Raw genomic sequence first — 11,924 nt, 5'->3', positions numbered from 1 at the left:
ATGAAAATAGCATTTCAATTTGTAATAATTCTATTTGTTATAGGATTGCATTCTTGTCGACAAAAGGACAATCAAAAAGGAACTGTAGAAAAAACAGAAGTTGAACAAGAAGATGATTTTCAATTCTCAACAGTTTCCTTAAATGAAGGTCAATTATGGGAAGCTAATGCAGAAACAACCCAAGGCATCAAAAACATGCAACAATTAATTGCAGATTACTCAACTGAAAACGGAAATACGGAAGAATTAATTACAAATTTACAAGCTGAATTTGTTATGATATTTAAAAAATGTACAATGACTGGTGAAGCTCACGAGCAACTGCACAATTATTTAATTCCATTAAAATTCAAAATAGAAAATTTTTCAGAGGGAAAAATTGATAAAAATAGTGATGATATTGAAAAGTATTTAAAAGATTATTTCAATTATTTTCAATAATTATCAATCGATGAATTAAGAAGCCTGTATTTGTCAATAATTAATTAATATTGCATAAAATAGCAATCATGTTTTCAAAGTCGTGTGAATATGCCATAAAAGCCGCAATTTTTATTGCAATTAATTCTTTATTGGATAGGAAAGTAGGCTCTGTTGACATTGCAAAAGAAATTAATTCTCCCGAAGCTTTTACCGCCAAAATTCTTCAAAAACTATCAAAAGATGGCATAATTCATTCTGTAAGAGGAGTTAATGGAGGTTTTTTTATTCCAAAAAAATTAATTTCTGAAATTAAATTAGCTCAAATTGTCTTCGCTATTGATGGCGATGTTGCGTTCAAAGGTTGCGGATTAGGCATGGAAAAATGCAATGCAATTCATCCTTGTCCCTTACATGAAAAATTTATGTCTATTCGTAATAACCTAAGACAAATGCTGGAAACCACAAATTTGGAAGAATTGGCAGTGGGTTTAAAATCCGGTGAAACTTTTTTAAAGCAATAAGTTAAAGGACTACTTCTTTTTCATTTTCTAGTTCCAATTCAAAGTGGTTTAATTCTTCAATAATTTTATTTTGAAATTCACTAAAATAAAGCGTGGTTTCAAATAAATTTTTATAATAAGTTATTCCATTTAGTAAATTCATTTTAAACTGATTCATTTTTTTTTGTTGTTGGGCAGAAGCTTCTTCTAAAACATCGATTTCATTTTTAAAATAATTTACATATAGAGAAAGTTCTTTGATAAAAAAGTGTGGTCGGTTTGCAGCTACTAGTTCGTTTGTTTTTCCATAAATATGTTGCACCATTTGAAATAAAGAAACTTCCTTGTCAAAATAGGCTAAGTTTGGTCCCGGACAAATCACAACGCCTTGCGACTGACCTTTAATTGGTATTCCTAAATCTAAATAACCGGCATTGGCCAAACCAACACAAAGACACGATTTTTCAGTAATTTGGTTGAATTCTTTTTGAAATTGTTCTACAGAAATTTCATTTTTACGATCATTCAATTCATCTAATTTGATATCCTGGTATTTTTTAGAAGCGGTGCAACTTCCGGTAGGATCATATTCTTTACTCAAAGCCAAAAACTTTTTAGGACATGAACTTCCGGCTTTTTCTGCGATGATTCGTTGTGTTTTAAAAAAGTCGTTTGTTGTTCCTCTCACCGTATTGAATGGCACACCTAAAGGTGAAATATTACTTAAATAGAAATCAGACTCTTTCGCATTTGCTAATAAATCACGCGTTTCCTGATCTACCGAGGTGGCTTCCGGAACTAATAAAAATGGTGAACCCCAACCTACTGAATCTACTTGATAATAATCCAGCAAAAATTGATGTTCTACTGCTGTTCCAACTCCACCTTGAACTGTAATTTTTAAGGGTAGAGGTTGTTCCGGAACTACTTTTTCTTTGGCTAAGAGAGCTTTGTTGAGCAAATCGGTAGTTGATTGAATTAATTCTGATTTTTTTTGTTTGAACTCTTCCAAAATCGGACCTAACAAAAATCCATCGGTTGCAAAGGCATGACCGCCGCAATTCAGCCCGGATTCTATTCTATATTCGGATACCCAAATTCCTTTTTTTGCCAATAAATTACCCTGAATCAAAGCAGAACGGTAATCACTTACTTTCAAAATAATTTTCTTGTTCAATTTTCCTTCCAACGAAGGAAAGAAAACATCAAACTGTTCCATATAACTGAACAATCTCGGATTCATTCCGGCAGAAAGTACAAGTGAAGAAGTTACAGTGCTGTTCGCAAATCCTCTTAAAGCGGCATGAGCATCATTAAATTCAACGGGCAATTGTTCCTTTTTATCAAAATTATCTTTGTCTAATTTGGTCATGATGTTTACATCAATACTGCCTGGAAACAAATTTTTTTCTAAAAAGTTTTTGAGCTGTGTTGGACAAGAAATTCCTTCGGATAAAAATGTATCTAATTTGATTTTTAATTCCGATTTAGTTGGTAACATAGCAATAAAATGTTCCAAACTGTTTTTACTGTTGGCTAATTCTAATTTGTATTGTTCAAATTTTTCTTTTACAACTGTATCCACTAAATTTAAGTAGGATGTGATTCTTATGGCACGATAATCATGCATTTTTTTTGAAATCTCTTGATAAGGAATTTGAAATTTTTTAGCGTAAAAAGCGTTCATTTTTTCAATTAGTTCGTCATCTGCTATAGAAATAACAGAATCAATTCCGTATTGAGCCACACGAATTGGACTGTCAATTGTAAAGGCTAATCCCATGACTGGAATGTGGAAGGTATGTGTTGGAGAATGCGTTGTCATTAAATAATGTTTTTAGTATAAAGTCACAAAGATGCTTTTTGTATAAAGAGTAGAATATGATTTTAATCATGTTCATTCATTTTTAACATAACTATAATTACCATTACAAAAAAAAGCGTGAATACGACCATTCACGCTTTTTACGAATTAATAATTAAAATAGAAAAAAAATTATTTAGGCAATAAAACATCACCAATAACATGAATAATTCCATTTGATGTTGGAATACTGGCAACAATTTCAGAACCATTTACAAACGTTTTATCACCTTGTTTAGTAATTTTAACTTTTCCACCATAAACCATGTCAAATTCTTGATCGTTTTGCATGTATTCGGCCTTTAAAACGCCAACATAGGTGTGATACCCTAATATGTTTTCTAAATCTCCCTTTTTTTCAGGTTTTAATAAACCATCTACAGTTCCTGTCGGAAGTTTATCAAAAGCAGCATTAGTTGGGGCAAATACGGTAAATGGACCTGCGTTGCTCAGAGCATCAACTAATCCTGCGGCTTGAACAGCAGCTACTAATGTAGAATGATCTTTACTTCCCACAGCAACTTGCACAATATTTGGATTAGAAACATCATCTTGAACACCGGATTGACCTACACTTAAATCTACACCATTTTCTGGAGTAGCAGTTGGAGGAGTTTCATTGTTTTGCTTACAACTTAACACCAGTATAGAACCGGCTAAAACGAGAAGTTGAATTGTTTTTTTCATAATTAGAGTTCTTTAAAATTTCTGAATCAAAGTTCATGGTTTTAACAAATCTATTTTATGAGTGAAATCATAAGAACGTACTTTTTTAGATTTTTTTTTGATTAAAAAACACGATTCCTGAGATACCGGTTAACAAAACAATTGCCGAAACAAAAAGCAATTCATTGGCATATGGAATCAATACATATTCAAATGAAAATATTCCCTGAAGGGCTAATAAAAATTCATTTAAAAATAAACCAATGATAAAAATTACCAAGAAAAACATTGTTTTGGTGGAACGATAAATTAATTCGTTTGTGTATAAATAAGTGAGTAAAAAACCGGAAATAATGGCTAATAAAACTAAATGAAGATAAGCAATAACGATAGGTCGAAATCCAAAAGCCAGCTTGCTTAATACAGGAAAAACAGATCCAAATTGCAAAAGTAATTTGAGTGTTACACAAAAAGCAATTCCTTTAAATAAAACCTTTAAAAAAACTGATATGCGTGGATTTATCTTGAAAATTGAAAATGATAATTTTACTAATTTAAACCATGCTATAACTTGAATAATTGCTGAAATTACTGCTAAACTATAAACCCAAGCGGGTAATTTTAACCACAAGACAGATAATAAATAGGCGGGCAGGCAACTCAACGCAAAAAGTTTGAAAATAATAGCATTTTCTCTGGCAATTAAATGATTGGTTTGTAATAAACTCATGAATAATCCTGTGCAAGCAAACCAAAACCAACCGTTATATTGAAAATGCAAATAGAAATAAATCGAAGATAAATAAAAATCCTGCGGCACATTTTTGGTCGCCATCATATAGGCCAAAGCAAAAGTACCAATTGATGAAATTATACCAAAAAACAAGGAAGCTAAAAACCATTTTTTACTTAAAGAATGGGTGGGAATTTCTTTAGAATCTTTATAAAACCAAACGGCAAACCAAACAAATACAAAAATACTGATGGTAGAAAATAAGATAGAAACAAAGCCATAACCTTGAATTATAAAACTAATTAGCATAACATATGCTCCAATTATATTCACCCAAAAAAGAATGTTGTATTTTGAAATTTTTGATTCTGAAGTATATTGAGACAAATACCTTACCATTAAAACCATCAACAATTGTGTAACCCAACCAGAAAATGCAAAATGAGAATGAGCGTGCTGAATGTTTTTTTGAGCTAAAAATGGTAATTCAAAAGCTATTTTATAACGCATTAGAGTTCCTAAAAGAGCGACAATAAATAAACTGAAAAGTGAAATTTTTATCCAATAGGTTAGGCTTATCTTTTTCATTAAAAATATAGTTTGTGCTTGTCAATATTTACTTTTTTTGTTTTATTCATTTCAGAAAGTGTGCGAATTACAGTTTCAACCCGTAAACCTGTAAAATCGGCAATCTCTTGTCTAGTATACGGAATAAGTTGTTTTTCTGAACAACAAAGTTGGTTTTGTTTTTTATAATTCTCTAAAAATGATTTTATGCGATGTTCCGGTTTTTGATTGATAATTTGTTTACTTGAAACAGTTTTATCATAAATTCGTTTCGCCATTAGTTCCAAAAAAGATAACTTCACTGAAGGATAATCTTCTAATATTTTCATTAATTTTTCTTTTGAAAGTTTGATGATAATACTGTCTTGGGATGCTATGGCAGTTGTTGGATATACTTCATTTATAAACAACGGTGGTTCACCAAAACTATTTCCTTCACAAAAAACACCTTGCGTAAATTCTTTACCTTCATCATTCGAATTATACATACGAACGGAACCTTCCATAATTTGATAATAAAACAAAGCCATATCATCTTCATAAAAAATGACATCGTTTTTTTTATATTTTTTGGCGATAGCACCCCAAGTAAAAAGTAAATTTATGTCAATTTGCATCGCAATTTTAATTAAAGATACAAATATCTTTAATTGAAAGACGAATAATAATGATAAATGTCATAAAACAAGGAAATATTGTATTTTATAGAATAGAAAACACTTATAATCAAATTTAAAAAGTTCTCTAAAAGACTTTTAATCATTTTTTTATAAGTGATTTCTCTTTAAATATATTTTAGTTTAACAAGGTCTACTTTTTGGAGTTTATTAACTTTGGAAAGTGGACGAATTACTGTTTCTACACAAAGATTGGTCGAATTGGCTATTTCTTTTCGGGTATTCAGGATAAGAAATTTTTCTGAACAATAAAGCTAGTTTTGTTTTTTGTAATTTTCCAAAAAAAACTTAATTAGGTGTTCATATTTTTGACTTTTAATTTGATTTATGGCCGCAGTTTTGTTAAAAGTACGTTGAGCCAATAATTCATGAAATGATAGTTTTACTACGGGATAATCTTCAAGTATAATCATCAATTTTTCTTTAGAAAGTTATATAATCACACTATCCATAGTGACAATGGCAGTAGTTGGGGTATAATTCATTAATAAATAGTGAAGGCTACCCAAAACTATTACTTTTATTGAAAAATTATTGAGTAAAATCTTTACGTTGACAGCTTAAATTATACATTTATGTTGAGCCTTTTAAGATTTGATAATATAATAGAGCCCACTTATCTTCATAAAAAACAACATCATTTTTTTTATATTTCTTAACAATAGCTCCCCAGGTGAAAAGTAAATCTAAATCAATTTGCATCATTATGTGCTATTAAGGTTCATATTTTTTGATCTTAGTTATCTTTCAAAGGTATTATAAGACTTTAGAAAGATATATACAATAACATAATTTGTTGGTTTATAAAAATTTCTTAAATTTTAAGCTTATATAAAAAAAATAGTTTTCTCTGTGTATATCCCAACAATTATAATCCCTTATATCTTTTTAAATATATTTTATAATGTTTATAATACTTTTCCAATTGATAAATTTCTTCGGATATTTCACCTGCTTTTTTAAAATCCCAGTCTTTTAATGCTTGATCTTTCAATGGTAATAATTCATTTATTTTATCTTGAACACTGAACAAAAAAGTTTCATCAAAATCTTTAAACAAAAGTAGCATATTAGATAAATATTGTAATTCATCTAAGTTTTTAGAATTTAGCTCTAGACTAGCATACCTTATTCTTAAATCATTTTCAAAAGCATCTAATTTTTTATCTAATTCTCGAGCTTTAATGTTGAACCTTTTTGCCTCTTCTACATAACCATGCTTTCTGATATAATACATTTCTTGCTTACTATTTTCTATTAATTGCATTTGTAACAATAAAATTTGATACAAAGTGTCTTTTTTCATACTTATCATTGCACTATTATTTAAGAGGTTCTTCCACCAAATTTACAAAATGAAATAAATAAATTTCAATTCATTTTTTTTATATTTAAAAAAAGAGGAACATTTTAATTATTTACTTTTCATAGAAAAAAATATAATGATAATTCTCGCTGAATTAATAGTATTTATATATAAATATATTAACCCATTTATTATAAAAGTGATAAATACTTAATTAGTTATTTAATTAATTAATTTTCGTAATTATTATACACCAGATTTCAAACTATTTGATTAATTTTAAACATATTAAATTGAATTTAATATTAATTCAAATGAATACATAAAGAATGTCAATCTTAGTAATTCAAATTAGTTCATTTCAATGCATATTAATACGGAATTGAAATTAAAAAAATATTTACTTTTCTTTATTTTCTGACTGATTTATATAATTATAGGAATAAATAGTAACTGCAACTACTAATAAAGAAATAAGCAAAATACTTAAGTTTTTAAGTTTATAATTATTCTCAATCAAAGTCTGTCTTTCAAGGTCGGGTGTGACCATTTCAATGTTTCTAATATCGATCATTTTTTAAAAGTTTAATTTGTTCATTATTTATTTTAATAATCATGAATTCATATAGACAATGAACCATTTTACCTTCCCACATATCAGAATGAGTTGTTAAATGAAAATCGTATCCTCTACCACGCAGGAATTCTTGATGAATAATTAATTCTTTTTTAGTTCCTAGCAAATCAAGAAGTATGGTTCGATTGTGGTGCAATGGCTTGTCTATAAAAGCTCTTTGAAGCCTCATTTGACTTGCTTTTTCATTATTATATTTAATTCTGTTTTGAGGAGTTGCAAAACGCTGAGAAGATTTTTTTGGGACAAACTCTTCGCCAGTAAGCAAATCTTTTCGGATATCTTTTTTCATAATTCTACCTTATTTTGAATTAATATTGCCTCCAGGCTTTCGATTTCATACAAATAGATATCTCCTATTTTTGTATACGGCAAGATTCCTGTTTCACGGTACTTGATGATGGTATTATTGGATAGTCCGAAAATGGATTTTAAATCCTGATTTCGGTAGAATTTTTTCTTTTCAGCTTTCGCTGTGTGATTTTTAATAGACGACTCAATATTTTCAAGACGTGAATATATTGGTTCTAAAAGTTTTCTAATGCTTCCGAGGGTTGGAAGCATGATTTCTTCTTGACTGCTCATAATTTAAATGTTAAAATGAGCAGTAAAATTGAAACAAATTGCCAATCGAGAAAGGTAATTTAAGCGAACTTTTAGCGAATCTTTTCTAATCAATATTCTGTTTTGCTATTTTCAATTTTATTTTTTCGTTGTTGAAGTATTGAAATTAATTCATCTATTAAAGGCAACTGAGCTTTCATCTTAGGTGAAACCAATTCACTAAATACCTGTTTCATATTTTTAATTACACGTCTTGTATTTCCATCGCCAGTATAGCTAAAGTTATTTTCAATGAACTTTTCCATTGCAACTTTATTTTTTGTTTTGTTATGTGAATTAAATTTAAAAATCCCTTCTTCCATCAAAATTAAAAATAAAACTCCAGCATCTTTTTTACTTAAATTTATATGGCACGTTTCTTTTACGTTATAATCCGGTACCACTTCTGAAAAGCCATGTTTTGCCAGGATTACAGAAAAATCAAAAAGGGAGGGCTTAATAGCATGAATATTCACTTTTATAATATCAATATACTGAAACAATTTCAGAAGGTAACTATGGTAAATAGTTATAACATAATGTAATTTTACATACTCTATATCAAGTGGATTTATATACATCTTAAAAACAGGTGCGTACTCCCGAATATTTGAGTAATAATTTATCTCTTCATCGAGAGTTAGATCGCCATCTAAAAGAAGTTCAACTGAATATTTTTCAGCCTTTGGAGCTAAAATATTATCGTTTGAAACATGTTTAATTGTTTCTACGTATTCGCTAATAAAATTGATGTCAAGGATTTTGTCTTCTTCGATAGTACTTAATTTCCGATTAATTGATTTAGCTAAATAGTCAAGAAATTTATAATTATCATTACCCACTACAAGATGGGCATTTACTTTGCTTAGAATATCTTGAGCTTCATTTTTAAAATAGTTTTCATCTAAATCTATAAGCCAGTTATTATTAAAACTAAACTGCGAATAAATAGTATTAAAAACAATTTTAGGCTTTAAAAAAGTAATTAGCTGATATTCAATTTCGTGTGGTAAAGGCATACTATTTTTAATTACAATTAATATTAAATGTAATAAAAAATATTATTTATAATAATAATTATTATCTATTTGTATTTTTCCATCAGTTTGCTCATATCTTCCATAATATTGAAGTCAAGAACTTTTGCGTAATGTTGGGTTTGTTTGATGTTGGAATGTCCCATCATTGAGGAAACATTTTCAATCTTTACCCCATTACCTAAAGTTACGGTAGTTGCAAAAGTGTGCCTAGAAACATACCATGTTAAATATTTATTGATACCGCATAAATCAGCCAATTCCTTTAGGTAGGAATTCATTTTTTGATTGGATAATTTAGGTAATAATGTTGGCTGTTTTCCATCATATTTATCTATAATCTTTTTGCAGGATGGTAGTACAGGAACATTTGCTTTGATGCTTGTCTTGGCTCTTTGAGTCTTTATCCAAAGATTGTCATAACCATCTTTTATAATATTGTCGCGAGTTAACTTACACGCATCAACAGGGGCATAACCCGTATAACAACTAAACAGAAAAATATCTCTTACGCGGTCTAATCGTTCTACTGATAGTTTAATGTTTTCAATAGAATTTAATTCCTTTTGAGTTAGAAATATTGCCTCTTTGGTCTTTATTTTCCCATCATATTTTTCAAAAGGATTTTTTTGGATTAGCTCTAGTTTGATGCCATAATTACAAATCGTCTTAAAATTTTTGAAATACTTTACTACTGAATTATTGTCAATACCCACTTTTCCTTTATATACGCTTTCATACTTCAGAAATGATTCCAAATTATAAATAAATGCATTGTTAACTTTTTCGATGTCAATATCCTCTAGGCCATATTTGCTCTTTAGAAAGGATTTCACCAAATCTTTAGATCGATTGTACTTTTGCAAAGAAGCAGGAGTGCGTTCGTTCTTTTCAACACGCTTTTTAAAATCTTTATTATGCTTATCAAAAATTGGAAGAAGATAAATGATATTATCATTGGAAGATATGTTTCCATTAATAGCATTTTTGATTTCTTCTAATCGTACTTCAGGATTGAATTTTAAAAATTCATTGTAAGTACGTTCAATTTTCAATTGTAAAACTTCTAAAGATTGTTTTGCTACTTTTTCTTTCTCGGTTCGTAGTGAAACCCTTAGCTTATTTGTCACATCCCATCGTTCTTTGGTAATATTTTTACCAGTACTAAGTACAGTTGTTTCTCTGCCTAATGAGAGCTTGCAGTAAATAGGGCATTCACCAGTTAATTTAACTTTAGTGGTTTTCAAAAAAAAGATCACTTTAATCATGTTTTAAGTATTAGAAATTAAACTTCAAATTTTGCTTAAAACATCGGTAACCCATTATAAAATAAGCGAACCTTTAGCGAATCTTTCTAGTTTAGTGTACCTATAAATCTTCAAAATCAATAGGTACACTCATAGGTACACTTTACTTTGCGACTTTATGTGCTTTTTAGAAAAACACTAAAAATTAAAAAACCCTTTAAACACTGATGTTTAAAGGGTTTTGAACTTTTATGTTTCTTTTGAAACATCCATTCCGCGGAGAAAGAGGGATTCGAACCCCCGGACCTGTTACAGTCAACAGTTTTCAAGACTGCCGCAATCGACCACTCTGCCATTTCTCCAATAAACTACAACCATTTTCTGATTGCGAGTGCAAATATAGAACGATTTTTGGTTTAAACAAACCTTTTTTTGCTAAAAATATATACTAATTAAAAAGAATGAACTAACCGTTTCATTTTCCATCATTTAGACAGAAAGATTTGTTGAAAACTCTTTAAAATAGTGGACTAATACTTTACGTATTCCATAATTTCCAAACCATAGCCAATCATTCCTACTCTTTTTGTTTGTTCAGAATTAGACAGTAAACGGATTTTTGAAATATCAATATCGTGAAGAATTTGTGCTCCAATACCAAAATCTTTAGCATCCATTCTAATTGGTGGAGCTTTCATTTGACCTTCTTCCTGCAAAACTTTTAATTCGCTGATACGGTTGAGTAATTCAATCGATGGAATTTCCTGATTAATAAAAATAATAGCACCGCGACCTTCTTCGTTAATACGATTGAACATATCTTCTAAACGTTTATCAGAATTGTTCGTCAACGTTTCTAAAATATCATTATTCACTTGTTTCGAATTGATTCGGGTTAAAACGGCATCACCATTATTCCAACTTCCTTTCGTTAAAGCCAAATGAACTTGTTTGTTAGTTGTTTGTAGATAAGCTCTCAATCGGAAAGAACCAAAACGAGTAGTGATTTCAAAATCTTCTTTTTTCTGAATCAGACTGTCATGTTGCATGCGATAGGCCACCAAATCTTCGATAGAAACTAATTTTAAATCGAATTTTTTGGCAACTTCAACCAATTGTGGTAAGCGTGACATTGAACCGTCTTCGTTCATAATTTCACAAATAACACCAGCGGGAGTGAAGCCGGCAAGTCTTGCAAAATCGATAGCCGCTTCGGTATGACCTGTTCTTCGAAGAACACCACCTTGCTTAGCAATTAATGGGAAAATGTGTCCCGGTCTTGCTAAATCAAATGGTTTTGTATTTTCGTCAACCAAAGCCAAAATGGTTTTTGCTCTGTCTGCTGCAGAAATTCCTGTAGAAACGCCATGTCCTTTTAAATCAACAGAAACCGTAAAAGCTGTTTCCATGTGATCGGTGTTGTTACTCACCATTGTGCGAAGTTCTAATTCTTGACAACGTCTTTCGGTTAGTGGAGCACAAATGAGTCCGCGACCGTACATTGCCATAAAGTTGATCATTTCGGGTGTAACCTTTTCGGCTGCAGCCAAAAAATCGCCTTCGTTTTCACGATCTTCATCATCCACCACAATGATTACTTTTCCTTGACGGATGTCTTCTATGGCTTCTTCAATAGTATTAAGTTGTATTTTTTGAGACATGATTTA

The 11,924-nt window shown here is 29.9% G+C and carries 12 protein-coding genes and 1 tRNA gene; 2 read left to right on the top strand and 11 right to left on the bottom strand.

What is annotated here, in order from left to right; genetic code table 11:
* Positions 1 to 441: a hypothetical protein gene (locus B4N66_RS15750; RefSeq protein WP_291096109.1), complete on the top strand. Its 441-nt coding sequence runs from the start codon at positions 1 to 3 to the stop codon at positions 439 to 441.
* Between the two features lie 68 nt (positions 442 to 509).
* Positions 510 to 944, top strand: coding sequence for an RrF2 family transcriptional regulator (locus tag B4N66_RS15745; RefSeq protein WP_291096107.1), 435 nt, complete (start codon positions 510 to 512; stop codon positions 942 to 944).
* 1 nt (position 945) lies between these two features.
* Here B4N66_RS15745 and B4N66_RS15740 read toward each other — a convergent pair whose 3' ends face one another.
* From B4N66_RS15740 to ribB, 11 genes are all read right to left on the bottom strand, one after another.
* Positions 946 to 2,748 (bottom strand): hypothetical protein, encoded by a 1,803-nt coding sequence (locus tag B4N66_RS15740; RefSeq protein WP_291096105.1) that lies wholly within the window; start codon positions 2,746 to 2,748, stop codon positions 946 to 948.
* A 171-nt stretch (positions 2,749 to 2,919) separates the two neighbouring features.
* A complete protein-coding gene (locus B4N66_RS15735) occupies positions 2,920 to 3,474 on the bottom strand; it encodes a fasciclin domain-containing protein (protein WP_291096104.1) in 555 nt (184 codons plus the stop codon).
* 85 nt (positions 3,475 to 3,559) lie between these two features.
* The gene (locus B4N66_RS15730; protein WP_291096102.1) at positions 3,560 to 4,774 is read right to left on the bottom strand and encodes a hypothetical protein; all 1,215 of its coding nucleotides are present in this window, start codon (positions 4,772 to 4,774) and stop codon (positions 3,560 to 3,562) included.
* Positions 4,774 to 5,370 (bottom strand): Crp/Fnr family transcriptional regulator, encoded by a 597-nt coding sequence (locus B4N66_RS15725; RefSeq protein ID WP_291096100.1) that lies wholly within the window; start codon positions 5,368 to 5,370, stop codon positions 4,774 to 4,776. Before B4N66_RS15725 ends, B4N66_RS15730 begins: the two co-directional genes overlap by 1 nt.
* Before the next feature lie 928 nt (positions 5,371 to 6,298).
* The gene (locus B4N66_RS15720; protein ID WP_291096099.1) at positions 6,299 to 6,736 is read right to left on the bottom strand and encodes a hypothetical protein; all 438 of its coding nucleotides are present in this window, start codon (positions 6,734 to 6,736) and stop codon (positions 6,299 to 6,301) included.
* A 560-nt stretch (positions 6,737 to 7,296) separates the two neighbouring features.
* Positions 7,297 to 7,662 carry a hypothetical protein gene (locus B4N66_RS15715; RefSeq protein ID WP_291096097.1) on the bottom strand — a complete coding sequence of 122 codons (366 nt, stop codon included), beginning with the start codon at positions 7,660 to 7,662 and terminating at the stop codon, positions 7,297 to 7,299.
* Positions 7,659 to 7,955, bottom strand: coding sequence for a helix-turn-helix domain-containing protein (locus B4N66_RS15710; RefSeq protein ID WP_291096095.1), 297 nt, complete (start codon positions 7,953 to 7,955; stop codon positions 7,659 to 7,661). Before B4N66_RS15710 ends, B4N66_RS15715 begins: the two co-directional genes overlap by 4 nt.
* 89 nt (positions 7,956 to 8,044) lie before the next feature.
* Positions 8,045 to 8,992 (bottom strand): hypothetical protein, encoded by a 948-nt coding sequence (locus B4N66_RS15705; RefSeq protein ID WP_291096093.1) that lies wholly within the window; start codon positions 8,990 to 8,992, stop codon positions 8,045 to 8,047.
* A 65-nt stretch (positions 8,993 to 9,057) separates the two neighbouring features.
* Positions 9,058 to 10,278 carry a site-specific integrase gene (locus B4N66_RS15700; RefSeq protein ID WP_291096092.1) on the bottom strand — a complete coding sequence of 407 codons (1,221 nt, stop codon included), beginning with the start codon at positions 10,276 to 10,278 and terminating at the stop codon, positions 9,058 to 9,060.
* A gap of 256 nt (positions 10,279 to 10,534) precedes the next feature.
* Positions 10,535 to 10,619 (bottom strand) — tRNA-Ser (locus tag B4N66_RS15695).
* 168 nt (positions 10,620 to 10,787) lie between these two features.
* Positions 10,788 to 11,918, bottom strand: a complete 1,131-nt coding sequence (gene ribB / locus B4N66_RS15690; RefSeq protein WP_414654165.1) for a 3,4-dihydroxy-2-butanone-4-phosphate synthase — start codon at positions 11,916 to 11,918, stop codon at positions 10,788 to 10,790.
* Positions 11,919 to 11,924: the final 6 nt, after the last annotated feature.

Origin of the sequence: Flavobacterium sp. UBA2787 (assembly GCA_002352205.1) — a bacterium.
In the GTDB taxonomy this organism is placed as follows: Bacteria; Bacteroidota; Bacteroidia; order Flavobacteriales; family Flavobacteriaceae; genus Flavobacterium.
The sequence above is the reverse complement of the archived record's forward strand: the minus strand, read 5'-3'. Positions and strand labels throughout refer to the sequence as shown.